Origin of the sequence: Streptomyces sp. GESEQ-35 (assembly GCF_017948485.1) — a bacterium.
In the GTDB taxonomy this organism is placed as follows: domain Bacteria; phylum Actinomycetota; class Actinomycetes; order Streptomycetales; family Streptomycetaceae; genus Streptomyces.
The window spans coordinates 13,150-37,298 of record NZ_JAFFSX010000035.1; the positions used below are offsets into that span (position 1 = coordinate 13,150).

General features: G+C 69.6%; 17 protein-coding genes and 1 pseudogene. 9 read left to right on the forward strand and 9 right to left on the reverse strand.

The window, feature by feature from the left end:
• Positions 1-96 precede the first annotated feature (96 nt).
• The 3 genes from KCH87_RS43085 to KCH87_RS43095 form a co-directional block, all read right to left on the reverse strand.
• On the reverse strand, positions 97-663 hold the full coding sequence (locus KCH87_RS43085; RefSeq protein WP_210593410.1) for a flavin reductase family protein: 567 nt from the start codon (positions 661-663) through the stop codon (positions 97-99).
• A 495-nt stretch (positions 664-1,158) separates the two neighbouring features.
• Positions 1,159-2,058, reverse strand: coding sequence for a helix-turn-helix transcriptional regulator (locus tag KCH87_RS43090; RefSeq protein ID WP_210593411.1), 900 nt, complete (start codon positions 2,056-2,058; stop codon positions 1,159-1,161).
• Positions 2,059-2,281: 223 nt separating this feature from the next.
• Complete coding sequence (locus KCH87_RS43095) at positions 2,282-3,157, reverse strand: helix-turn-helix transcriptional regulator (protein ID WP_210593412.1); 876 nt, start codon at positions 3,155-3,157, stop codon at positions 2,282-2,284.
• Between the two features lie 311 nt (positions 3,158-3,468).
• Between KCH87_RS43095 and KCH87_RS43100 the strand changes: the two genes are divergently transcribed.
• The 3 genes from KCH87_RS43100 to KCH87_RS43110 all read left to right on the forward strand — a co-directional run bounded on the left by KCH87_RS43100 (position 3,469) and on the right by KCH87_RS43110 (position 9,210).
• On the forward strand, positions 3,469-4,308 hold the full coding sequence (locus tag KCH87_RS43100; RefSeq protein ID WP_210593413.1) for an SDR family NAD(P)-dependent oxidoreductase: 840 nt from the start codon (positions 3,469-3,471) through the stop codon (positions 4,306-4,308).
• Positions 4,309-5,061: 753 nt separating this feature from the next.
• Positions 5,062-8,232, forward strand: coding sequence for an alpha-L-rhamnosidase (locus tag KCH87_RS43105; protein ID WP_247197679.1), 3,171 nt, complete (start codon positions 5,062-5,064; stop codon positions 8,230-8,232).
• Between the two features lie 162 nt (positions 8,233-8,394).
• Complete coding sequence (locus KCH87_RS43110; RefSeq protein ID WP_210593415.1) at positions 8,395-9,210, forward strand: SAM-dependent methyltransferase; 816 nt, start codon at positions 8,395-8,397, stop codon at positions 9,208-9,210.
• Positions 9,211-9,242: 32 nt separating this feature from the next.
• Here KCH87_RS43110 and KCH87_RS43115 read toward each other — a convergent pair whose 3' ends face one another.
• Positions 9,243-10,148 (reverse strand): helix-turn-helix transcriptional regulator, encoded by a 906-nt coding sequence (locus KCH87_RS43115; RefSeq protein WP_210593416.1) that lies wholly within the window; start codon positions 10,146-10,148, stop codon positions 9,243-9,245.
• 153 nt (positions 10,149-10,301) lie between these two features.
• Positions 10,302-10,775 carry a MarR family winged helix-turn-helix transcriptional regulator gene (locus KCH87_RS43120; protein WP_210593417.1) on the reverse strand — a complete coding sequence of 158 codons (474 nt, stop codon included), beginning with the start codon at positions 10,773-10,775 and terminating at the stop codon, positions 10,302-10,304.
• Positions 10,776-11,152: 377 nt separating this feature from the next.
• Here KCH87_RS43120 and KCH87_RS43125 point away from each other — a divergent pair, with 377 nt between their 5' ends.
• Positions 11,153-12,604 carry a metallophosphoesterase family protein gene (locus KCH87_RS43125; protein WP_247197680.1) on the forward strand — a complete coding sequence of 484 codons (1,452 nt, stop codon included), beginning with the start codon at positions 11,153-11,155 and terminating at the stop codon, positions 12,602-12,604.
• Positions 12,605-12,616: 12 nt separating this feature from the next.
• Here KCH87_RS43125 and KCH87_RS43130 read toward each other — a convergent pair.
• Positions 12,617-12,971 (reverse strand): annotated as a pseudogene (locus tag KCH87_RS43130) (LysR family transcriptional regulator); the annotation flags it as partial.
• A gap of 107 nt (positions 12,972-13,078) precedes the next feature.
• Between KCH87_RS43130 and KCH87_RS43135 the strand changes: the two are divergent.
• Positions 13,079-13,687, forward strand: coding sequence for a GPP34 family phosphoprotein (locus tag KCH87_RS43135; protein ID WP_210593419.1), 609 nt, complete (start codon positions 13,079-13,081; stop codon positions 13,685-13,687).
• A 94-nt stretch (positions 13,688-13,781) separates the two neighbouring features.
• Positions 13,782-14,246, forward strand: a complete 465-nt coding sequence (locus KCH87_RS43140) for a DUF6174 domain-containing protein (protein WP_210593420.1) — start codon at positions 13,782-13,784, stop codon at positions 14,244-14,246.
• A gap of 250 nt (positions 14,247-14,496) precedes the next feature.
• On the opposite strand, the gene KCH87_RS43145 is transcribed toward KCH87_RS43140, so the two are convergent.
• Complete coding sequence (locus KCH87_RS43145) at positions 14,497-15,000, reverse strand: hypothetical protein (protein WP_308299054.1); 504 nt, start codon at positions 14,998-15,000, stop codon at positions 14,497-14,499.
• 1,215 nt (positions 15,001-16,215) lie between these two features.
• Between KCH87_RS43145 and KCH87_RS43150 the strand changes: the two genes are divergently transcribed.
• Positions 16,216-17,121, forward strand: a complete 906-nt coding sequence (locus KCH87_RS43150) for a hypothetical protein (RefSeq protein ID WP_210593421.1) — start codon at positions 16,216-16,218, stop codon at positions 17,119-17,121.
• Between the two features lie 278 nt (positions 17,122-17,399).
• Here KCH87_RS43150 and KCH87_RS43155 read toward each other — a convergent pair whose 3' ends face one another.
• Positions 17,400-18,179, reverse strand: a complete 780-nt coding sequence (locus tag KCH87_RS43155) for a class I SAM-dependent methyltransferase (protein ID WP_210593422.1) — start codon at positions 18,177-18,179, stop codon at positions 17,400-17,402.
• Between the two features lie 175 nt (positions 18,180-18,354).
• Between KCH87_RS43155 and KCH87_RS43160 the strand changes: the two genes are divergently transcribed.
• Both KCH87_RS43160 and KCH87_RS43165 read left to right on the forward strand, forming a co-directional pair.
• Positions 18,355-19,614, forward strand: coding sequence for a sensor histidine kinase (locus KCH87_RS43160; protein WP_210593506.1), 1,260 nt, complete (start codon positions 18,355-18,357; stop codon positions 19,612-19,614).
• The gene (locus KCH87_RS43165; protein ID WP_210593423.1) at positions 19,611-20,258 is read left to right on the forward strand and encodes a response regulator transcription factor; all 648 of its coding nucleotides are present in this window, start codon (positions 19,611-19,613) and stop codon (positions 20,256-20,258) included. The genes KCH87_RS43160 and KCH87_RS43165 overlap by 4 nt, the downstream gene beginning before the upstream one ends.
• Before the next feature lie 7 nt (positions 20,259-20,265).
• On the opposite strand, the gene KCH87_RS43170 is transcribed toward KCH87_RS43165, so the two are convergent.
• Complete coding sequence (locus KCH87_RS43170; protein ID WP_210593424.1) at positions 20,266-24,063, reverse strand: WD40 repeat domain-containing protein; 3,798 nt, start codon at positions 24,061-24,063, stop codon at positions 20,266-20,268.
• Positions 24,064-24,149: the final 86 nt, after the last annotated feature.

Genomic DNA, 24,149 nt, shown 5'->3' on the forward strand with positions numbered 1-24,149 from the left:
CCCTCATCCCGGTGGGGTGTTCCGGGCGCCGGGTTGGCGGTGGTGCGAAGCCAGGGCCGGTAGCGGGGAGCGTCACAGGAGGTATCACTGGAGGTATCACAGGAGGTACTGCCACTTGGTCATGCGGTCTCTGAGGTCGATGGTCTCGCCATCCAGCGTGAAGGTGCCGTCGCCACGGTGGTGAAACATCTGCGGGTGCGGCTGGGACGGATCGACCCACGCCCGCAACGGCTCGAGAACGAACAGGTTGTACGGGCCGACCAGGGAGGTGTCGGCGACCTCGCATTCGATGTTCGCGAAACACTCGGCGATCAGCGGTGCGCCGACCTGTTGTGCGGCCAGCGGGGTCAGGTCGAACTCCTGGAACTTGTCCACGTCCTGGCCTGAGCAGTTGCCGATGTCGACCGTGGTCTCGGCAAGTTCACTGCCGGGGATGGAGATGACGCATTCCCCTGTGTCGCGCAGCGCGGTGTAGCTGTGGTCCCACGGACCAATGGTGCAGCCGATCAGTGGCGGGGCGTGGCGGATCATCATGTTGAACCCGTTGGTCATCACGTTCGGAATGCCACGGTTCTGCGTGGTCACCAGAATCACCGGGCCGGGCTCGATGAGTCGGTGGACCTGATCCAAGGGGTGTTCCTGCAAATCGCTGACAGTGGTCATCGCCGGCCTCCTGAGGCGTGTGGGAATTGCCGAGGAGGCGCTCGCTGTCTCAGTGAATTCGCGGGTCGGTGTCCTCGGCTTTTCTGTACGTCCAGTCTGGCCAGCAAAAGGTGGGGCTGTAATGGCCGGGATCTTCCTGGGTACGCGAGGGCCAGGCTGCGGGCACCGGTGCCACGGTCAGGCGTCGTTCGACGACGCGGCGTATCGGTGGGTGGCATGCGAGCGGAGCTCGGCGAATGCGGCCGCAGCGTAACTGGCGGGTTCAGCCTGATTCTCGGATGCGGCGGGCGCTGAACCGATCGCGATGCGCTGTGGTGGGCGGCTGCCTCCGCCGGGCGGGGTGTGCCGGAGGCGCGACGCCCGGGGCCACCGTCCCGGGGCGCCCGGATCGTAGGGGCAGAGACAGCATCGCTGGTCAGCCAGGTGGTGCGCGGAAGCTGGTGGCGGACCGGGGCGGACCGACCCTCGGCCGGGCAGCGGCTGGGCGTAAGAGGGTCAGGCGGCGGTGTCGGGTTCATTGGGCGCGGCGGTGCGGGCCTGCCCTTCCTGGGGCTCGGTCGACCATGTCGCCAGCAATCGCAGGGCGGTTTCGGAGGAGGAGCCGGGCTCGGTGCTGTAGATGAACAGAGTCTGATTGCTGTCGCCGGGCAGGGCGAGAGCCTGGTAGGTGACGGTGAGGTCCCCGACCACGGGGTGGTGGTAGCTCTTGGTCCCCTCGGTTCGCTCGTGAACCCTGCGATCAGCCCAGTACGCGCGGAATTGCTCGCTGCGCACCGCGAGTTCGCCGACCAGTTCGCCGAGCTGCGGGTCCTCGGGGTGGCGCCCGGCGTCCATGCGCAGCATGGCGGCGGTGTCTGCGGCGACGCTCTCCCAGTCCGCGTACAGCTGGCGGGCGGCGGCATCGAGGAAGACGAACCGGCTCTGGTTGCGCTCGTTCGCGGGCATGGCGTCGAAGTCGGCGATCAGTGCACGAGCGAGCGGGTTGGAAGCCACCACGTCGGTGCGCCGCCCCAGGACGAATGTGGGGCAGTAGGCGGCATCCAGGGTGCCCAGCAGTTGGTGGACGGCTGGGCTGACCTGCTCGGCCGGGGAGGGCATGGACCGCCGGGGCTGGAGGGGGCGCCGGTTCGCGAGATCAAACAGATGTACGCGTTCAGTGTCGTCCAGTCGCAAGGCTGTCGCCAGAGCCTCAAGGATCTCCGGCGAGGCGGTGCGGCTGCGCCCCTGTTCCAAGCGGGTGTAGTAGTCGACGCTGACGCCTGCCAGCTGGGCCAGCTCCTCACGGCGCAGGCCCGGGACGCGGCGCCGAGCGGTCTTGGGCATTCCCGCGTCTGCGGGATTGAGCCGGCCCCGGCACGAACGGAGGAACTCTCCCAGCTCCACGATCTGGTTCATACCGCAATTCTCAGCGACGCCCCTGGGCGCGGGAAGGCGCAAGGGTAGCCGTAATACACCCAGGAAACGATGGAGCAGTCTTGTGGCTGCGAGCGGACGCGTTTTTCCGATGGCACGCAGTCAGCGGATGTGCGAGCGGTGCAGAAGCTTGCAGGCACACTGGCGCTGTACCGCGGCAGGTCTGTGATGCGGGCGTCCTGCGCCTTGTCTCCGGGGCTCGTCCTCATTCCGGGCCGACGAACGGGGCACGCCGGAGGGACGGCACCGCGGTCAGGGAACCGAGCAACGCCAGCGCGTCGGCGGAGGGGCTGCCCGCCTCGGCCTGGTAGACGATGACTTGCTGGCCACGGGCGCTGTTGACGGTGAAGGCTTCGTAGTGCAGCTCCAGGTCGCCGACCTCCGCGTGGTGGAAGAGCTTGGCCTCGCGGGTCTTGCCCCGCACGTCATGGCGGGCCCACAGGGCACGGAACTCGGCGCTTTTCATTGACAGTTCGCCGACGATTTCGATCAGCCGCGGGTCGTCGGGATCAATGCCGACTGCGCGTCGCAGGGCGGCCACACATGATTCGGCGGCACGGTCCCAGTCGCGGTAGAAGTGGTGCGCGGCCGGGTCCAGGAACGTCATGCGCAGCAGGTTGTCGCAGGATCTGAAGCCGGTGAACAGGGCAGCTGCGAGCTCGTTGCGGGCCAGGACGTCCAGGGCGTTGCCCAGGACGAAGGCGGGTGTACCGCACCAGGTGTCCAGGAGCCGCCGGAGTTGCGGACTGACCCGTTCGATGCGGGGCGCGCGACGTGCGCGGCGCGTAGTGGGCGTTGCCACGCGGTACAGGTGTGCCACCGCGTCGTCATCAAGACGCAGGGCCTTGGCCACGGCCTCAAGTACCTGCCGCGAGGGATGCCGTTCGCGGCCCTGTTCCAGGCGCATGTAGTAGTCGGCGCTCACACCGGCCAGGGTGGCGACTTCCTCGCGGCGCAGACCGGGCACCCTGCGGCGTCCCGACGTGGGAAGCCCGGCATCCTCGGGGCGCAGTTGAGCGCGTCGTGCGCGCAGGAAACCTCCCAGCGCATTCTCGGCCAAGGGGTGCTTTTCTGTGTCCATGCCGTCGAGGTTAGGGCGGCTCGAAGGCCTGTGGCGGATCGAAAGGGGGGTGCGCTTCTCCCAGGAATTTCCGGCCCCTTGCAGAGCCATACCTCGATCGCCCCGGATGTCCTGGCTCATTGGGCGTTACCGATCGGCCTGCGTGTTCCCACAGCAGGCCGACAGTGAAAGGGGCCCACCATAGCCTGGGAATATTTCTCCCAGGAAACTCCTGGCCTTCCTGCCTCTCGCGTTACCTCTCAGAATCGAAAACCTCGGAGGAAAACCTCCGATGGACATGTGAATGAGAAGCAGAGAAAAGAGGCCTGTTCATGGCTACGTGGTTTGTCACCGGCGCTTCCCGCGGTATCGGCGCGGAAATCGCCCGTGCCGCTCTGGCCGGCGGTCACAATGTCGTGGTCGGCGTGCGGAACCCCGAGCGGGTGCCGGACGACCTGAAGAACTCCGACCACGTCTTCGCGGTCGCCCTGGACGTCACGGACAACGACAGCATCCCGCAGGCGGTCGAGGCCGCCGTGGACCGGTTCGGCGGCATCGACGTCCTGGTCAACAACGCCGGCCGCGGCCTGCTCGGCGCCCTGGAGGAGATCACCGACGCGGAGGCCCGGTCACTGTTCGACCTCAACGTCTTCGGCCTCATCAACGTCACCCGCGCCGTGCTCCCCGTCATGCGCAAGCAGGGCTCCGGCAGGCTCGTGCACATCGGCTCCCGCTCCGGCTTCGAGGGCGAGCCCGGCGTCAGCCTCTACTCCGCCTCGAAGTTCGCCGTCGCCGGCATCAGCGAAGCACTCTCCGCCGAGATGGCCCCCTTCGGCATCCAGTCCGTGGTCGTCGAACCGGGCGTCTTCCGCACCGACTTCCTCGACTCCAGCTCGCTCTCCGTGGCCGCGAACCGTATCGCCGACTACGACGACACCCCCGCCCACGTGACGCTGGACTGGATCGACAAGGCCAACCACGCCCAGCTCGGCGACCCCGTCAAGGGCGCCGCCCTCATCGTCGAGGCCGCTTCCGCCGAGAAGCTGCCCACCCACCTCTACCTGGGCCGCGACACGCTTGAGCGGCTCGACGTCAAGTACCAGCAGGTGCAGGACGACCTCGCCCCGTGGCGCGAGAAGTCCGCCGCCACCGCCCACGACGACGCCGCCTGACACACCACCGGGCGCCGCACCGACACGGCGCCCGCACCCTCCGCACCCTCCGCACCCTCCGCACCCTCCGACCGTCGCCAAGCCGCTCGCACACGGCCGCGTGATCCTGGGCAGCCGGTCCTGGCAGCCCAGGATTTCGTCCTGGCCGCGGTGGTTGGCGGCGCCCCCGCATCGTGGCTTCAGATCGCGCGAATCAGTGGCCTCACGCCTTGGATGTGAATCGATTCACCCATCACCCCGCCAAGCGATCACCGAAAGGCGTCAAGGGGTTACCCAGGGGCAATTGCATGCCTATCGCAGGCGGTTGCCGATTTGCACCAGGCAGCGACTTGGTCGTGCAGGCCCATTGACTTCACGAGGGCACCACCTCTAACTTCCGACGCACAGCCCTTCTGAAACCTTTCATGGCATCAGGGGATGTCGGCCCACTCGTGGTGAGGAGCTCCCATGTACCAGCCCGGTCCTGCCGTGGCGCCGCATCGACCACCGTGCCGTCCACGAAAGAGCTGCCGCGCCGATGGGCCCACTCGGCGTCGTACTCGATCCCGAGCCGGTCGCCAGGATTCCGCCCTGGCGAGTCCCGCGCACTGACCCGGTCTCGTCAAACCCCCTTCTCTTTCTCCTTTCACGCTCCACCCACAAAGAGAGCGAAGCGCCATGAGCCGAAGCTGGAACCGTCGTGTCTTCTTGCGCGCCGCCGTGACAACCGCGGCAGTCGGAGCATCGTCGGCGTACACCGCCGTGAACCGGGCCATGGCGAAAGCTCCTCACCGGGCCAGACCGAGAGCCGGGCGGCTGCGCGTCGAGCGGACCACGGTCGAGTACGCGGAGAACGTCCTGGGCACGGACTCCACCGCTCCCTGTCTGAGCTGGGAGCTCGCCGCCGGCGGCCAGGGGGCACGGCAAAGCGCGTACCAGGTCCGCGTCGCAGCCGACCGCGGCGACCTGAGCCGACGGCCGCTCTGGGACTCCGGCCGTGTCGACTCCGACCGCACGGTAGGGGTCCCGTACTCAGGTCCCGCGCTGCGCGACCGTACCCGCTACCACTGGCAGGTCCGCGTCTGGGACGGGCATGGCCGCGCCTCAGCCTGGAGTGCCGTGCGCTGGTGGGAGACCGCGCTGCCCACCGACGGCTGGCAGGCCCGCTGGATCGGCGCGGACGCACCACCGGCGCCGCCCGGCCTCGATGGCGCCTCATGGATCTGGGCGCCGGGCCCGCCCGTTGGGAGCACACCGGTCGGACCGCGCTGGTTCCGGGCCGCCCTCGAATTGCCTGCCGATGCTGCGGTCACGCAGGCACGAGTGACCGTCACGGCCGACGACGACTTCACGCTTCATCTCGGCGGGCAGCAGTTGCTGCACCAGCCGGAGCGCACGGACAGCTGGCGCACCGCTCACACGGCCGATGTCACCGAACAGGTACGTGCGGCGGGCCGGCGGATCGTCGTGGCTGTCGTCGCCACCAACCGCGGCAGCGACGTCAATCCGGCCGGGCTGTTGCTTCGGCTCGAGGTGGAGACGAGCGCAGGCCGCCATCAGCTCGTCACCGGAGAAGGATGGCGGGCCGCCGAAACGGAGCAGGAAGGATGGCAGCGGCCCGACCACGACGACGCCGCCTGGGCCGCGGCCACCATTCTTGCCCCGTACGGGGAGGGCCCATGGGGCCGAGGCGTCAGCATCGGCACACCGGAGCTGCCCGCGCCGCTGCTGCGCCGGGAGTTCACCGTACGCAAACCGATCGCGCGCGCCCGCCTGTACATCAGCGGACTGGCCTACTACGACGCGGAGATCAACGGCCGACGGGTGGGCCGACAAGTTCTCGACCCCGGGTTCACCGACTACGACGAGACGGTCCTGTACGCAGTCCATGACGTCACGGAACAGATCGACCGTGGAGTCAACGCCCTCGGTGTCACCCTGGGTCGGGGCTTCTTCGGTATGACCACTGCGAACGTGTGGAACTGGCACACTCCTCCCTGGCACGGGGAACCCCGGCTCCTCGCCCAGTTGGAGATCGACCACCCCGATGGCTCCCGCACCACCGTCGCCTCAGACCCCGACTGGCGGATCGCCGAGGGCCCGACTCTCACCAACTCCCTCTATGCCGGCGAGACCTACGACGCACGGCGCGCGCCCCGTGGCTGGACCCTGCCCGGCTTCGACGACCGCGACTGGCAGGCCGCCGGCGTGCAGAGTGCCCCGAAGGGAACCGTGCGTGCCCAGCCGCACGACCCGATCGAGATCACCGAGACCATCCGTCCCACGGCCATCAGCGAGTTGCGGCCCGGCGTCTATGTCGTCGACATGGGCCGCACCCTGGCGGGCTGGACCCGGCTCACCGTCACCGCCGACGCCGGGACCACGGTCCGGCTGGTGCACGGCGAGAAACTCAAGGACGACGGCAGCGTGCATGCCCAGACGGATCACGTTCCAGGGCGCTTCCAGACGGACGAATACGTGTGCGCAGGAACGGGTGAAGAGGTCTGGGAGCCCAGGTTCTCGTACAAGGGCTTTCGCTATGTCCAGGTCAGCGGGCTTCCACAGCGCCCTGCACCCAACCAGGTCCTCGGCAGGGTCGTGCACACCAGGGTCGATGAGGTCAGTGAGTTCCGCTGCTCGGAGCCGTTCTACGAACGGCTCGACAACGCGATGCGGCGCACGATCCTCAACAACCTGCACGGTATCCCGACCGACACCCCGATGTACGAGAAGAACGGCTGGACCGGTGACGCCCAGCTGGGGGCGCCCGTCATGGCGTATGCGTTCGGGGTCCATCGCTTCCTGTCCAAGTGGCTCGGCGACCTCGCGGACAGCCAGCTCTCCGACGGCCATCTTCCGGTCATCGTCCCCAGCGGCGGCTGGGGATACAACGAACTGGGGCCGTCGCCGGAGTGGACGACCGTCTATCCCTTCGTGATCCGGGAGATGTACCGGGTGTACGGGGACAGCCGTCTCGCCCGGATCCATTGGCCGACGCTCACTCGCTATCTCGACTGGGAGCTCTCCCGGCTGCACGACGGTCTCGCCGTCACCGCTCTGGGTGACTTCCTGCCGCCCGGCTACGAGGGCCTTCCCCCGGAAGACACCCGGCTGACCGCCACCGCCTATCTCCACCGCGCACTCGTCCACACCGCGGAGATGGGCGAAGTCCTTGGTGAGAAGGCGACCGCGGACCGCTACCGTGCCGCGGCCAGGGACCTCAAGTCCGCCTTCAACACGGCCTTTCTCGACCCGGCGGCCGGCCACTACCGCACCAGCAAGGATCCCGGGTACCGGCAGACGAGCAACGCGATACCGCTCACCTTCGGTCTCGCCCCCGAGTCCGCTCGCGAGAGCGTCACCAAGAGCCTCGTCGACGACATCGTCTCTCGTGGCAACCACCTCAACACCGGTGCGCTGGGCACCAGCGTGCTGCTGCGGGCACTGACCGCCGAGGGACATCCGGAGGTCGCCCATGCCCTGGCCACCCAGCGAACCTACCCGAGCTGGGGGTACTGGTTCGACCAGGGCGCCGACACCATGTGGGAGATGTGGCAGCTCGACTCACGCTCGCGCGACCACTACTTCCATGGCACGGTCGCGCAGTGGCTCCACGAGAATGTCGCCGGCCTGCGTCCTGGCGACGCGGGCTACCGCACCTTCACCGTGCGCCCCGACGCTCGTACAGGAGTGGACTGGGCACGTACGTCGATCCGGACGGTGAGGGGCAGGGCTTCGGTCGACTGGGCAATCTCCGGTGACCGTCTGCGTCTTGCGGTCGAGGTGCCAGTGGGCGCGCAGGCCGAAGTACACGTGCCGGCAGCCCGGCGGGAGGACACGGCCGCGCCGGGCGGGGCGGAGTTCGTGCGGTCAGAATCCGGCCACGTGGTCTACCGCGTGCCACACGGCAAGTGGGAGTTCGTCGCGAAGGCCGAATCCGGCTGACCGTGCGAGCCGCCGGAACGACTCGAACCAGCCAACGGGTGTCCGAACAACGCCCGTTGGGGCCGATGATTCACATGAGTCGAGCCTGGAGGAATAGCGTGGGTGTCCACGACTGGTGTTCGACGGTTTCGTGGTTCCCACCACGTACACACAGGAGCGTCCATGACCAATGAGGCAGACAATTCCGCGCAGGAGGCGCTCGCCAAGATCGATACCTCCGTGCCACAGTCGGCTCGGATCTGGAACTACTGGTTGGGCGGCAAGGACAACTACGAAGTAGACCGTGTGGCCGGTGACGCGTTCCGCACGATCTTTCCAGGTATCGAGACCGGAGCCCGTGCCGCACGGTACTTCCTCGCCCGCGCCGTACGTCACCTGGCTGCCGAGGAGGGCATCCGGCAGTTCCTCGACATAGGCACCGGGCTGCCCAATGTGGACAACACCCATCAGATCGCCCAGCGGGTGGCTCCTGAATGCCGGATCGTCTACGTCGACAACGATCCGTTGGTGCTGGCACACGCCCGCGCGCTGCTCACCAGCACCCCGGAAGGTGTCACCAACTATGTCGACGCCGACCTGCGAGAGCCGAGCGCCATCGTCCGGGAAGCCGGGAAGACGCTGGACTTCGACCAGCCCGTCGCCCTCATGCTGATGGGCATCCTGGGCCACGTCGAGGACCACGAAGAGGCATGCTCGATCGTGCGGGAGCTGGTGGACGCCCTGCCCGCCGGCAGCTACCTCGTGCAATACGACAGCACCAACACCAGCAAGTCGTATGTCGAAGCCATCCAGCAGTACAACGAGGGCGGCTCGCTCCCGTACATCCTCCGCAGCCCCGAGCAGATCGCGCGCTACTTCGACGGTCTGGAACTGATCGAACCGGGCGTGGCTTCCTGCTCACGCTGGCGTCCCGACGCCGATGCGTGGGGCCTGCCCGCGGAGGTGCATCAGTACGGCGGTGTCGCCCTCAAGCGCTGAGACCCGCCGACTCGACCGACCCAGATCCGGGATCAGGTGTCCTGGAGGATGCGATGGAGGATCGTCGGAGTCTCGTCCGGCGATTCGGCCTCCACCACAAGGCGGTTCATGACATCCCAGTAGCACTCGATCTCGGTCGGCTTGTCGGGGTAGAGGGCAGTGGTGAGCTGTTCGAGGAAGACCATGTCGGGCAACTGACCACCGGGCAGGCGCAGGATGGTGACCGGACCGCCTTCCGCGGCGTAGCCGCCGGCGACGAACGGCATGACCTGGACGGTGACCTGCGGGAGTTGGCATATCTCGATGAGATGCCTGAGCTGGGCGCGCATCGTGCTGATGCCGCCCACCGGGCGACGCAACGCCGCCTCGTCTATCACGGCCCAGAACTGAGCCGCCGGCCGACGGTGCAGGATCCGCTGGCGCGCCATCCGTAACCCGACTCGCCGTTCGATCTCCTCCGCCCGAGCGCCCGGGTGGGCAAGCCGGATCGAGGCACGCGCATAGTCGGGGGTCTGAAGCAGGCCGGGAACGCGTTGGACCTCGAAGCAGCGGATGAGACTCGCTGCCTGTTCGGCTCCGAGGTAGGCCTGCATCCAGGTGGGCACCACGTCGTTGTAGTACCGCCACCAGGCGGGGGTGTTGGACTCTTCGGCCAGGGTCAGCAAGGTGGCACGTTCGGCCTCGTCCGTGACTCCGTAGAGGGTGAGCAGATCGGCCACGTCTCGCATTTTGAACCCGTGCCGGCCCCCCTCCAGCCGGCTGATCTTGGACCGGGAGGCACGGATGAGATGCCCCGCGGCCTCACGGCTGATCTGCTGTTCCTCGCGCAGTCTGCGCAGCCGTGCGCCCAGCACCAGGCGCGGCATCATCGGGCCGGCCGACCCGCCGTCCAGAACCCGGTTGTCGGACGGTGTATGTGCGGCCTCTTTGACGCCCATCGGCATGCTCCCTGTGGTGAACGCAGCTCTGCACGTATGCAAGTGCTGCGGCCCAGCCATCCTAGGGGCTGACCGGTGCATGATCTCCAACTCGCAGGAATGACCTTCGACTTCGACGGATCACGGGAGCGAGAAGGGCATGGTCCGCCCGCCCTAGGCGGGCAGATGGCGCGCGACCGAGTCGTTCAGTCGTCTGAGGTAGGCCGCCAGGCTCCGGAGGTCCTCGTCGGACCAGTCCGCCAACGCCTCGCCCAGCAGGTGTGAACGCCGGGCGGACGCTGTGGCGAGATGGCGCCGTCCTGCGTCGGTCAGCTCGACTCGACGGATCCGCTGATCAACCTCGTCCCGGACACGTACGACCAGGCAGTCCATCACCAACTGATCGACGACGCGCGTCGCGCGGGCACGATCGACCAGCAGCAGCGCTGCGACGTCGGACAGTTGAGGCGGTGGCGGGGAACTGGCCTCGATGAAGCGCAGCACCCGGTAATCGGTTGGTGAAACGGTTCCTGGCAGCCTGTCCAGGAAGCGCTCCCGGACCAGGGGTCCGTAGAACCCGTATCGGCCATGGCGCAGTTCCTGCATCGCGTGGTCCAGCCCTCGCACACTCATCGCTCGCTCGTCCACGCGGCCAGCCTGGTGCCTGCCGCGTGAACACCACAACCGTCCCAGCCGCCGAAATGGTTGTCCGGGTTCGTGTTCACGTCGATTGCCGGTAGCGGTCCTTGCCGGAGTGTTCACAACTGGCCGGTGTCGGCCGGATATCAGGGCGTGGGACGTTCCCTCACATGACGACGACATCGGCAGGCGGCGATCACTCCGCCGACAGTGCGACGCGTGAGTCCGGACAGCGAGCGGGGGCCCAGGGGCGAGGCGAGCGTCCTGGCGTGAGCCGACGCGCTCTGCTGGGAGCGGCAGGTGCGGCGGCGGGAGCCACCACCCTCGTCGATTCGAGGCCGGCGGCAGCATCTCCCGCTCTGTGGGTCCGGCCAGAGGGGTCGGGCATGCCGCCCGTGAGCGGCCTTCATCTACAGTTCGGCGCCGACGCCTCACGCGAGGTCGTCGTGTCGTGGCAGACACCGGTGCCCGTGCGACGGCCACGGGTTCTGCTCGGCACGCCGACCCACGGGCCTGGCAACGAGACCGACGCGCAGACCTCCTTCTACCAAGACGCCCAGTCCGGCCGGACGATCTACGTTCACCACGCCCGGCTGGAGCGACTGCGGCCCGGCACCGACTACGTCTACGCCGCGGTCCACGACGGGGCGACGCCCGAACCGGGATCCTTCCGCACGGGGCCGAGCGGCAGGGCGCCCTTCACCTTCACCAGCTTCGGCGACCAGGGCACCCCCACGGTCGGGAAGTTGGACGGGCCCATGCCGCCGAAGATCACCGCGAAGCTCACCTACCTCAACGACAATCTCGGCTCGCCGTACGCCAACGACGTGACCACCGCAGTCGAACGGATCGCTCCGCTCTTCCATCTCGTCAACGGCGACCTGTGCTACGCCAATCTCGCCACCGACCGCCTCCGCACCTGGGCGGACTGGTTCGAGATGACGAGCCGGTCGGCCCGTTTCCGGCCCTGGATGCCGGCGGCCGGCAACCACGAGAACGAGCTGGGCAACGGGCCGATCGGATTCGGCGCCTACCAGACGTACTTCTCGCTGCCCGGCCACGGAGGTGATCCTGAGACCCGAGGGCTGTGGTACGCGTTCACCGTCGGCTCGGTGCGTGTCGTGAGTCTGGCCAACGACGACGTGGCCCTCCAGGACGGCGGCAACTCCTACGTCCGCGGCTACTCCGGCGGAGCCCAGCGCCGCTGGCTGGAGGCCGAACTCGCCCGCACCCGCGCCGACGACGACATCGACTGGATCGTCGTGGTCATGCACCAGGTCGTCATCTCCACCGCCGACCACCCCGGCAACGGCGCCGATCTCGGCATCCGCCAGGAATGGCTGCCGCTGTTCGACGAGTACGGCGTCGACGTGGTCGTCTGCGGTCACGAGCACCACTACGAACGATCACACCCGATCCGCGGTCACCAACCCAACGACACCATGACGCCCGACCCGGCGGCCACCCGCACCGACCTCGTCGACACCACCGGCGGAACCGTCCACATGGTGATCGGGGGCGGAGGCACCTCGATCCCCTCGATGGACGTCCTGTTCGACATTCCCCAGTGCAACGTCATCACGGGTGTCGGACCCGCGGGTGCCAACGGCAAGAAGTCCCCGGTCCATCTGACGGAGCCGGCGCCGTGGTCGGCGGTTCGCGACCGCGTCAACCCCTATGGCTTCGTCGCCTTCACCGTCGACCCGGGCATCCGGCCCGGTGGCCGCACCACGATGGCGGTCACGTACTACGCCGTCACCGGTCTCTACGGCCAGGTCGAGGCGGTCGACACCTTCACGCTTCAGCGGGCGCGCAGTGACGGTACGAAGACGCGCTGAGTCCCGCGCCGGCTACCGCCGGTGCGGGTCGTCCTTGGGCAGCCAGGCGTCCGGCCGATGGATTCCGAAGTCCGCGTCGTCGTCACCGAGAACGTCGACGACGGCGAGGGCTGCGGCGCCATGCCAGGGACCAGGTCCAGTAGATCCGCGGCGCGATGACGGGGCGTTGGACCAGGTCCGGCGGCAGTGGAGTGGTCTGGCCCTTGGGCGAGTTGATGACCGGTCGGCCGATGCGGCGGACGTGGTCGAAGAACGCGGGTCCGGTGACGCCGCCGCCGGAGATGCGTACCGCGTGGGCCCCGGTGTCCTGGGCGAGTTCTTCGGCGTAGGCGTTCCAGGACGACCAGGAGGTGGTGTCCTCGTCGAGGCCGCACCACCACCGTGTGGCGCGGGAAGCCGCCCGGGTACCATCACCCGCTCCGGCGGACGGCGACTCGGCCGCGGACCACCGACGCCTCTGACAGGAAGTCCGACATGACCACACCACGGGACCTGCTGTTCGTCACCCTGGACGAGACCACCGCCGACCACCCCGCCGAACAGGGCGACGTCTCCCTGGCCCTCGCGGGAGCCGAGCTGCTCGACCTCGCCGACGCCCGGGCCCTGACCCTGGACGACGACCGCATCGTCCCCGCCCCGCCTGGCGACCTGGATGACCGGATGCTGAACGAGGCGGCGTCGTCCCTCACCCGGCAGGCACCGTACGAGTCCGTCGAGGACTGGCTGTGGCGCCGGGGCCGCGGCCTGCACGCGGCCTATCTCGCGGCCCTGGAGACGGACGGAGACATCACCCGGCAACGCCGTCGCTGGATTCCCCTGCGCACCGACCGAACGGCACTGCCCGACTCACCGGCCCGGCGCCACGCGGCCGAGCGCTGGGCATCGGGCGAGCCCGTCCTCGCCGCTCTCGCCGCCGCCGTAGGGATCCCCGACGAGCCGTCCGAAGATCTCGCGGGCCTCACCGACGAGACGGTCGTGACCGTACTGGCGGCCGTCAGCGAAGCGGTGACGGAACTGGCGGCCGTACGGCAACGGCGAAGCATCGAAGACGCCGCCTTCGACAACATCTGGCGCGGCCCGTGACAACCCTCTGCCCACGGCCGCAAGGAACACGAACCCCCCGAACGTTGCTGGGCTGTGCGACGTCATAGCTGTAGCCGCGTGAGAAGGGGCCGCCATGACTGCCGTACGCTCCCGCCCCCGTTCAGTCCGGTCCGGTGCCGTGCTGATCGCGGGTTTGATGTGCTCACTTTCCGCCTGCGGCACCGAGAAGGGCACCTCTGAGGAGAGCGTGACCGGCTGGCAGGAGCCTGCCTCGTACGCCTACACGCTGGCGTCGAGTGAAGGGGAACGGTCCCTGCTCGGGACCTTCCGGGTAAGCGTCCGGGACGGCAAGGTGGTCAAGGCCGTGGGCCTCGACGACAGCGGTCGGCGGCTGGTGCAGGACATCCCCGACGCAGTGCCCACCCTGGGCGAGCTGTTGGAGGAACTGGAACAGGCCCGGCGCGACCAAGCGGACACGGCGGAAGCAGAGTACGCAGCCGACGGGCACCCGGTACGGATCTCCCTGGACCGGGAGAAGAACGCCATCGACGACGAGGCCCTGTACGTCATCAGCGCCTACGAACCGGCCGCCGGCTAGGTGTTCTGTCCATGGATGTCGCGTAGGTGTGTGGCGTCCTTGCCGGGTGGTGTGCCGAACTGGCGGCGGCATTCGCGACTGAACTGCGAGGGGCTGGTGTAGCCGACCGCGTGGGCGACGCCGGCGGTGGCACAGGGTGCGGCTGCTTCGTCGGCAAGGTCATCGCCTCACGTTCGGCGCCGGACCGGGACCATGTCCGGTGACGAGTACGTGACGCCTCGTCGGCCGGGCCATGGGGACGGGAGTGCCGCTACGACGAACTCGGCCCCGCAGTCGGGCCCATGCCCTGTAGTTGCTGGATGGTTCCGCCGATCTTGGTACGGAACTGCTCCAGCATCTTCGGCTCTTTCGCGCTGACGATCCAACGTGTGCCGACCAGGTACTTGCCTCCGTATATGGCGGCGGAGTCCAGCCAGATCTGCTTGTACTTCTCCTCGGGGAAGGTGGTGATGAGGTAGTCGACCTTTTCCGTGTGGCAGAGGCCCTGACGCAGTTCCTCCGCCTCGATGCGGATCTTGGGCTTGCACCCGGTCAGGGAGGCGATCACCTCGACCTTCGCCGGCGCCACGACTCCGGCCGCCGGGGCGGCGGATATCTTCGACGACTTGCTGCTCGCCGCCGCGTCGTCCTCGCCGCCGCTACAGGCCGTGGCCAGGGGGAGGAAGGCCAGACTCGCGGTCAGTGCGGCGCCGCGCAGCAGGCGGGCGGTGGGCAGGGGGTGACTGGTGCGTCCTCGCGATTGCTGCTGTGGCACGTCGCCTCTCCGTATCCGGGCTCTTCCTGCCGCGTCGGCGGCCAGGGGTACTACAAGGGGTACGGGTGAAGGCTGATGCCTGTTCAGAGTGTCGCGCTCTGCGCCGGTCCGTCACGGCAGCCGACGTGCGCCAGGTGGCCGCATGGCCGAAATTGGAAGGAGCCGTTGCCTCATGGGGCTGAAGCCCGCACAGAGGCAAGTGCTTTGACGAGTCATGCTCGACCTCACCGGACGGAGACGGATTCAGCGACACCGCTGACCAGTACGTCGCAGGCAGCCACCCGCGACGCCGGACCTGCAACTCCCGCTGACCGAGCCGGAGAAGCACAACGCGATCCATGGACTGCTCCGCTGGACCCCCTGGCGACTGCTCGCCCGCAGCGATGACATGGTGAGGCTGGGCACTCTGCTCCTTCCGCAGCCGGGCTATCGGTACAAGCGGAGTTGGACCTGCTGCGCCAGTCGGTGGAGCGGGCGTTCACGGACCCGGCCCACCGAGCCGTCGCACAGCGGGCCGACCGTCAGGGCATTGGCGGGGGCTCCCGGCCTCACCCGTAGCGAGCTCGTCCACGGCGGGGTGCTCTCAGCTGAGAAGCCTGGCCTTCTGTGCCGCGAACTCGTCTTCTGTCGGAACCGGCGGCGGAGGGCGGTGCGAAGCACGAAGCAGCCGCGGCCGTCAGCCGGCTGTCGCCGGGGATGTGGCCGCTCGCAAGGTCTGGGCCAGGGGTGCGGCCCCGGCCTCATCCAGGTCGTCCTGACCCAACAGCCCGGAGGAAGCGCCTCCTGATCCGTTGCAGCACCGGGCCGAAGGCGTCGTATGTCCGAATGCCCCGCCGGGCATCCCGGCGGGGCTTGGCGTCTCACGCGCTCGCGGCAGGTACATACCGGCCGGTGGCTCCCCTCGTGGTCACCGGCCGTTGTCCGCATGGTGTGGCGTGATTATGGGCGGGAACCTTGCGAAAACCTTGCTTCACTGGTGAGCGTGGGTTGGCCGGCAGGGCGGGCCGCCGCGATGTACCGGGGCCAGCACCGCCACACGCTCGCCGAACGCCTCCGGCGTCAACTCGACAGCCTCGAACACTCTCCGCCGCCGGGCGTTGTTCACGACCGGGGACCGGGTGACTGAACAATCCGTGCCGCGTTGAACTGGGCCTGCGGTGCCGGCGACCGGCACGCGCAGCGGGACCGGGTCACAGCACGGAGAGAGGTCGTTGGATGTTGAAGAGGGGGAGCGTCGCCGTGGTGGCCGCCGGGCTGGTACTGGCCGTCGGCGGCTGCGGGGGCGGGGCGGACGACAAAGCCGGCGCGTCGGACAAGGCGTCGGCCGAGCCGGCTCCGACACGGACGCCGTCCAAGAAGCTGGTGGAGTGGGTCGGTGACATGTGCGAGTCGACGATCGCGATCAAGAACCTGCGGACCGACAGCGCTGCGGACCTGAAGGAGATCCGGAACTCGGACAAGGGCGAACTCCCCACCCAGTCACTCGCCGTCAGCTACCTCGCCGGTACACCGTCGACGGTGGAGGACGTGGAAAGCGACCTGGACGGCCTCGCCCCGTCCGGTGTTCCCGCGGCTGACCGGCTGCGCGACGCCTGGCTGAAGAAGGTGCAGGGCGTCGTGGCCGACCTCGACGGGGTGTCCCCGAGCGCGGCCTTCGACGACGCCGAGGGCAGTGTCGCGGGCGTCGACAAGCTCGTACAGTCCCTCACCTCGCCCGAGCCGGACCTGCTCGCGCTGACGAAGAAGGACCCGCAGCTCGCGGCCGCGTACCAGCGCGCGAAGCAGTGCGCTCCGGGCTGGACGCCCGACGAGGGGGCCGAGGACGGGGACTCGCCCGCGCCCGATCCCACCGGCCCGCTGCCCAAGGCGGCCGACGGCAAGAACACCGGCGCATGTTCGGACGGCGAGTGCGAGGTCCTGGTGACCTCCACGGCGGACATCACGGCGAACGGGACGAGCGTGCATGTCTCCGTGGGCGACGACTACGTCACCTTCCAGACGGCGGGCACGCTGATGCAGCTCGGCGGCGCGGGCGGTGAGGCCGGGTTCGGCGACGCCCTCAAGGCGACCGTCGTCGCGCACAACAAGGACGGTGCCGTGCTGAAGTTCACCACCCCCTGAACGTACTCGGGTGATGTCACGTCAGGTTGTGTACGTCCGTGACCTCGGATGCGGCGGCGGTAGTGGCACCGTCTGGCGATGGCCTGGTTGTGCCCGTGAGCGGCGGGAGAACGCCGGAACCGTTTCTTCCGCCCCCTTTTCGGCTGCCGCTGAGGCCATGGCGGCAAGGAAGGCATGAGCGAGCATCGCCAGGGTGATGTGCCGTAGGAGCGCGGTGACCGGCACGCTCGGCCGGCTGCCATGTTCTTCCGGCCCGCCGCATCCGACGTCACGAAGTACTAGCCGGGCGTGTGCGTGAGGCGAAGCTTGGACTGGCCGTGCGGGAGTTTCTCCCAGTCGTCCATGAAGCGGGCCGTGAGGCCGTACTTCCCGGCCAGCGCGACGAGCGTCTCGGTGCGGTAGTAGAAGTCCTCGCTCAGGACGTGGTGTTCCTCGCCCTCGGTGCGGTCGAAGGTGAAGTCGAACCAGCCGCCCGGGGCGAGTATCCGGCCGACGTTGGCCAGGCACTCCTCGATGACCGGAAGCGGTGAGTGCGAGAAGACGCTGTGCGCGTGGACGACGTCGAAGTGGGCGTCGGGCAGGAAGGCCAGCGTCAGGTCGCGCACCGGGGTCAGCGTGGGGAGCCGCTTCCGCAGGTCCATCTCCACGATCGTGTCCTGGGCGGCGGCGAGGATGTCGGGAGAGATGTCGATGCCGTAGTAGTGCCCGGGCTCCAGGTGGCGGATGAACCGCCAGCCTCCCCGCAGATTGCCGCAGCCGATCTCCAGCATGTGGTGCTCGGGGAGCAGGCCGTGACCGAGCAGGTAGTCGAACTGCATCGCCCCCAGCGCGAGCCATCGTTCGCGGCTGCGGCTACCGACCGCAGCGTCCGGGTCGGCGCGGGTGTCGGACCGCATCACCGCGCGGTAGTACTCGATGTGGTCCGGGTGGCGGTGGCGCAGCCACATGTCCCGGGCGGCGCGGGTCAGATGGCGCGGCACCCGGCCGGGATGTCTCAGGGCATAGCCGATGCGGTGGCCGAGGACGGAGCGGTTCACGGCGAGGTTCTTCGCGGGCATGAGGTCTGTGCCTTCCCCAGTGGTGTTTCCCGGACGTGGTGTTTCCCGGACGAGGTGTTTCCCGGGCTGTGCGGGTCCTGATGACAGCCTTGTGGCGTCGACGGTGCTCTCGGTTCGGTCAACGGGCTCCGCTCCCGGCGCGGTTCGGGCGACCCTCATGTCAGCCGATCGGTTGATGCGGTCGGGTGTCCGGCGCGTTAGACACAGGAGGGTGAAACACACTGACCCGGACGAGCGCTGGCTGGTCACGATCGTGCACGCCGCGTTCTTTCTGTTGCTCGGCTCGTCGTTCGCCCGCTTCCTGACCCGCGACCACGACGGAACGCACACCGAGTGGGTGGTGGCGCTGTTCACGGCCTTCTGTCTGCTCTACGTCCTCGGCCGGTTCCTGGCCCCTCCGCCTCCTCCCGGTTCGCCGCCCGCCAGGCGCCATCTGATCTGGCTGGGTTCCGTGTCGGCCGTATGGATCGTGCTGCTGGCCCTCGCGCCGAGTGCCACCTGGTGCGCCATGCCGCTGCTGTTCGCCGGTCTGCACACGCTGCCCCCGCGGATCGCCGTCCCCTTGGTGGCGGTGCTCACCGCTCTGGTCGTCGTCTCCGAAGTGCGCGTGAACCAGGGCACGTTGAACCCCAACATGGTCGTGGCTCCGCCGGCCATCGCCGCGGTTGCCACCGCCGTACTGGTCCATCTCCAGCGCCAGGCGGCCCGGCAGCGCGTCCTGATCGACGATCTGGTCCGCGCCCGCCGCGACCTCGCGGCCACCGAGCGGCGGGCCGGTGTCCTGGCGGAACGGCAGCGACTGGCCACCGAGATCCACGACACCCTCGCTCAGGGGCTGTCCAGCCAGCAGATGCTGTTGCAGGCCGCCGAGCGGGTCTGGCGTACAGACCCGGATGCGGCCCGCGGGCACGTGGGCAAGGCCGCCGAGATCACCACCCGTAGCCTCGCCGAGGCGCGCCGGTTCGTCCACGACCTGGCGCCGGCCGACCTGGCCGAGCACTCCCTCCCCGGAGCGCTCGGCGCGCTGGCCGAGCGGGAGAGCGGACCGGGCCTGACTGTGGAGTTCCGGCTCGACGGTGCCCCGGGCCGGCTGCCGGAGCGGGTCGAGGCGGCCCTCCTTCGTATCGCGCAGGGCGCGCTGGCCAATGTGCGCGAGCACGCCGCGGCGACGCGCGCCGCGCTGACCCTCACCTGCCTGGACGACCAGATCTCGCTGGACATCGCCGACAACGGCCGCGGGTTCGACGTGGACGGTCCGCCGTCGCCCGGTTCGGACCGGGCGCGCGGTCATGGACTGTCGGCCATGCGCATCCGGACCCGCCAGTCAGGTGGCACGCTGACTGTGGAGTCCACACCGGGCGAGGGCACCGTCCTGTCGGTGGCCGTCCCCCTCACCCCCGTCGTCCTCGACACCCCCAAGGAGCCCGTCCCGTGAGTCCCTCGGCGCCGCCGTCACCGGTCCGTCTGCTGCTGTGCGACGACCACGCCGTCGTACGCGCCGGTCTGCGCGCCCTGCTGTCCAGTGCCGACGGCGTGGAGGTGGTCGGGGAGGCGGGCAGCGGCGAGGAGGCGCTCGCCGTGGCCGCCCATGTGCACCCAGACGTGGTGCTGATGGATCTCCAGCTCGGCGGCGGCATGGACGGCGTGACGGCCACCCGGCACCTGACCTCCGGAGAGAAGGCGGGTCCCCGGGTTCTGGTGCTCACCATGTTCGACACCGACGCCGACATCTCCCGCGCCATCGAGGCGGGGGCCACGGGCTACCTGCTGAAGGCGGAACCGCCGGACGAGTTGTTCGCGGCCATCCGCAACGCCGCGGCCGGCCGCACCGCGCTGTCGGCCCCGGTGGCCGACCGGCTGCTGGCCCAGCTGCGCAGCCCGCGCCCCGCCCTCTCCGACCGCGAGCACGAGATCCTGGCCCAGCTGGCCCACGGCCTGGGCAACCGGGAGATCGCCCGGGCGCTCTTCATCAGTGAGGCGACCGTCAAGACCCACCTCGGACGGATCTACGGCAAGCTCGGGGTGGAGACGCGGGCGGGCGCGGTCGCCGTCGCCAAGGAGCGACGGCTCCTGCCGTGACGAAGCGCTACTGGTGCCCCTCGCACACCTCCTGGTACCCGAGTTGCGGCAAGCGCTCCTCCCATTCGGCAGGGGTGAGGACGCCGTCGGTGCCGTCGCAGGCGTAGTCCGCCGCGCGGTCCGCGTCGAGGGTCCATACCCGGGCCGTCAGGTCGTAGCTCGCGGAGGCGAGGGCGTCGCCTTCCGGGCTGAACGCGACGGAGGTGACGGTATCGACATGGCCGGTGAGTTCCTGGCCCGCGGGCTCCGCACTGGCGGGGTCGGCCACGTCCCACAGGCGGATCGTGTGGTCGCCGCCGGCGGTCGCCAGCGTCTTCCCGTCCGGGGCGAAGGCCACGGACTTGACCGCTCCGCGATGTTCGGCCAGCTCCTCCCCCAACGGATGTACGCGATCGGCCTGTTCCACGTCCCACAGCCGGACCGTACGGTCGTCGCTCGCGGTCGCCAGCGTCTTCCCGTCCGGGGCGAAGGCCACCGAGTTGACCTGCTCGTCGTGTCCGGTGAGCGCAGCGCCGGCGGGCCGTGCGTGTGTTCCGTCGCCCACGTGCCACAGCCGCGCCGTGTCGTCCCAGCTGCCGGTGGCCAGGGTACGGCCGTTGGGGCTGAAGGCCACGGAGGAGACGGCGTCCTTGTGGCCGCGCAGCGGTTCGCCGAGCGGCTGCGCGCGGTCCGGTCGTCGTACGTCCCACAGCCGCAGCGTGCCGTCCTCGCCGCCGGTGGCCAGCGTGCGGCCGTTCGGGGCGAACGCGACGGCGAGGGTGCTGCCTTCGTGCGCGTTCAGCGGTTCGCCGAGCGAGGAGGGACGTTCGGGTGCGGAGACGTCCCACAGCTGTACCGTGCCGTCCTTCAAGCCGCTCGCCACCGTACGGCCGTCCGGGGAGAAGGCGACGGCCGGCACCGCTTCTTCGTGGCCGAGCGTCCGCGGGATCCGGCGCGGGTGGTCCGGACGGCGTACGTCCCACAGGCGGATCAGCCCGTCGTCCGTACTGGCGACGGCGAGGAGGCGGCCGTGCCGGCTGTAGGCGACGGCGGTCAGGGGGTTGGTGAAGTCGGTGAGGACCGTCGGCGGACGGTGCCAGAGCAGGACGCTGCGGTCGGCGCCGGTGCTGGCGAGGGTACGGCCGTCAGGGCTGAAGGCCACTTCCCACACGGCCTCCGTGTGACCGGTCAGGGGCTCCCCGAGCTGCTGCGGGTATGCCGGGTTGGCCACGTTCCACAGGATCGGGGAGTCGTCCTCGCCCGCGGTCGCCAGGGTCTCACCGTCCGGGCTGAAGGCCACCGACATGACGGGCGCGGTGTGCCCGGTGAGCGGTTCACCCAGCGGCTCGACGCGGCTCGGGTCGGACGCGTCCCACATCCGTACGGTCTCGTCGAAGCCGCCCGTGGCCAGCGTCCGGCCGTCCGGAGCGAAGGCCAGCGTCCACACGGGGGCGGTGTGTTCGCGCAGCGGCTTGCCGAGCGGTGCGATCCCGTCGTCCTCGCCGAAGCGCCACATCCGTACGGTGCCGTCGTAGCCGCCCGTGGCCAGGGTCTCCCCGTTCGGGGCGAACGCGACGGCGCGGACGCTGCGTGAGTCGGCCTCGGCGGGTTCCCCGATCGGCGCGGGCGCGGCCGGGTCGCCGAGATCCCACAGTCGTACGGTCCCGTCGTCGCCGGCGGTGGCCAGCGTCCGGTCGTCGGGCGCGAAGGCGACGGAGACGATGTTCTCCTCGTCGTGGCTCACCAGCGGTCGGCCGATGGCGCGGGGCCGGTCCCGGTCGTGTACGTCCCACAGCCGGATGGCGCCGCCTTCCCCGGTGGCCACCAGCAGGTCGCGGTCGGCCGCGAAGGCGATCGCGCTGACCCGTGCGGTACCGAGTCGCAGTGGTTCGCCCAACGCTCTCCCGCCGGTGTCCCACAGCCGGACCATGCCGTCGTGGCCGCCGCTGGCGAGGGTGCGGCCGTCGGGTGCGAACGCCACGGAGCTGCCGACACCGTCGTGGCCGGGCAGCCGGGTGGCCAGTACCCGGCCCGCGTCCGAGGCCAGCCGGGTCCGCAGGTCCGGGGTGGAGCGCATGCGGTACGCGGCGACGTCGAGCCGGGCGGCCAGTCCGGAGTGGGTGTCGCGGACCCGGTCGGCCTCGGCGGTGAGTTGGCCGAAGACGGCGTCGTCCCGTTCGGCCTGCGCGGTGGCGCGCGCCTGGAGGGCGACGACCGCGGTGCCCGAGGCGAGCAGCACCAGCGCGGCGAGTACGGCCACGACGGTACGGCGCAGTCGCGCGGTGCGGTGCCGGCGACGGAGCGACGCGGTGAGGAACTGCCGCTCCAGCGGGGTGAGTTCGTCGCTGCGGCGGCCCTCAGGTGCGATGTCGCGCGAGAAGGCGTCGCGGGCGGCGGACAGCCGGGATCCGGCGAAGAGCGCGGCGTTCTCCCGGCCGAGTGCCTGCCAGGTGCGGGCCGCTTCGGAGAGTGAGCGGTGGACGCGTAGCCGGTCGCGTTCGGCGTCGATCCATGCGCGCAGCCGGGGCCAGGCGGTGATGAGGGCTTCGTGGGCGAGGTCGACGGTGCCGTCGTCGAAGGTGATCAGGCGGGCGCGGACCAGGCGTTCCAGTACCACTCGGGTGTCGGCGGGGCCGCCGAAGTCGAGCTCCGCGTGGTCGGTGGGGCGACGGGTGTCGGGTGTGCCGTCGCCGGGGGCGACGAGGCGGAGCAGGATACGGCGGGCCAACTCGGCCTGCGGTGCGGTGAGTTCGCCGTACACCTGCTCGGCCGTACGGACGACGGCGCCGCGCAGTTCGCCGGCCGCCTCATACGCCTTCTCGGTCAGGACGCGGCCGCTGCGGTGGCGCCAGGTCTCCAGCAGGGCGTGCGACATCATCGGCAGTCCGCCCGGTGCGCCCTCGACCTCGTCGAGGAGGCGGTCGGTCAGGGAACGTTCGACGATCAGGCCGTCGGCGGCGGCCGGGCGGACGATGGCCTCCCGCAGCTCCGCGCGGCTCATCGGCCCGGCGAGCAGCGTGGCGTCCTGCAACGCGGCGGTGAGGCCCGGGTGTTCGGCGCAGCGGCCGAGGAAGTCGGCCCGCACCGCGATGACGACGCGCAGCCGGCTGTCGGCGTCGATGGCGGCGACGAGGCGGTCGATGAAGGTGTCCCGGTCAGCGGGTTCGGCGCCGAGGGTGTACAGCTCCTCGAACTGGTCGACGATCAGCCAGGTGTCGGCGTCGGTGCCGGGTACGGGCAGGAGCCGGTCGGCGTGTGTGCGGAGCGGATCCGCACCGGGTGTGAGGATTCGTACGGCCGCCGGCGGGGCCTCGCCGTCCCCGTCTCCCGGGGTGCGCAGCCGGGGGATCAGGCCCGCCCGCAACAGCGAGGACTTGCCGCTGCCGGACGGGCCGAAGACGGCGGTGAAGCGGTGCTTGCGGTTCAGCTCGGTCAGCCGCTCCAGGAGCTGGTCGCGGCCGAAGAACAGTTCGGCGTCGCCCGGTTCGAACCGGGTCAGGCCGCGGTACGGCGGCCGGGAGGTGTCGTCGTCGGCCTCGGTGACCAACTCGGCCGACGCCTCGCGCCAGCGCCGATCCCACTCGATCACATCACCGCCGCATGCCTTCACGTAGGCGAGCGTCACCGCGCGGCTCGGCAGTTGCTTCCCGGCCGCCGCCTGCGACAGAGCGGTCACTCCGAACCGCGCCCGCTGCGCCATCGCCCGGTATGTGGGTTTCCCCGCGGACTCGCGCAGCGCGCGCAACTCGGCGGCGAACCGTGGCACCGGTCCCGCCTCCGGATCCAGCTCGCCCTCGGTGCGCCCCGGCCCTGGTTGTCCCGACACGTGCCCGCCCTGCCTTCGTCCAGCCAAACAGCCACCAGGCCATCACCCGGCGCATCCGCACGGGCGCCCACGGTAGGCAGCGGAAG

Bases quoted from the DNA above. Each gene is read 5' to 3' on its own strand.
- KCH87_RS43095 (WP_210593412.1), bottom strand. From the start codon at position 3,157: ATGGACACAGAAAAGCACCCCTTGGCCGAGAATGCGCTGGGAGGTTTC.
- KCH87_RS43125 (WP_247197680.1), top strand. From the start codon at position 11,153: ATGCCGCCCGTGAGCGGCCTTCATCTACAGTTCGGCGCCGACGCCTCA.
- KCH87_RS43135 (WP_210593419.1), top strand. From the start codon at position 13,079: ATGACCACACCACGGGACCTGCTGTTCGTCACCCTGGACGAGACCACC.
- KCH87_RS43085 (WP_210593410.1), bottom strand. From the start codon at position 663: ATGACCACTGTCAGCGATTTGCAGGAACACCCCTTGGATCAGGTCCAC.
- KCH87_RS43110 (WP_210593415.1), top strand. From the start codon at position 8,395: ATGACCAATGAGGCAGACAATTCCGCGCAGGAGGCGCTCGCCAAGATC.
- KCH87_RS43100 (WP_210593413.1), top strand. From the start codon at position 3,469: ATGGCTACGTGGTTTGTCACCGGCGCTTCCCGCGGTATCGGCGCGGAA.
- KCH87_RS43115 (WP_210593416.1), bottom strand. From the start codon at position 10,148: ATGGGCGTCAAAGAGGCCGCACATACACCGTCCGACAACCGGGTTCTG.
- KCH87_RS43105 (WP_247197679.1), top strand. From the start codon at position 5,062: ATGGCGAAAGCTCCTCACCGGGCCAGACCGAGAGCCGGGCGGCTGCGC.
- KCH87_RS43160 (WP_210593506.1), top strand. From the start codon at position 18,355: ATGCGGTCGGGTGTCCGGCGCGTTAGACACAGGAGGGTGAAACACACT.
- KCH87_RS43150 (WP_210593421.1), top strand. From the start codon at position 16,216: ATGTTGAAGAGGGGGAGCGTCGCCGTGGTGGCCGCCGGGCTGGTACTG.
- KCH87_RS43155 (WP_210593422.1), bottom strand. From the start codon at position 18,179: ATGCCCGCGAAGAACCTCGCCGTGAACCGCTCCGTCCTCGGCCACCGC.
- KCH87_RS43140 (WP_210593420.1), top strand. From the start codon at position 13,782: ATGACTGCCGTACGCTCCCGCCCCCGTTCAGTCCGGTCCGGTGCCGTG.
- KCH87_RS43090 (WP_210593411.1), bottom strand. From the start codon at position 2,058: ATGAACCAGATCGTGGAGCTGGGAGAGTTCCTCCGTTCGTGCCGGGGC.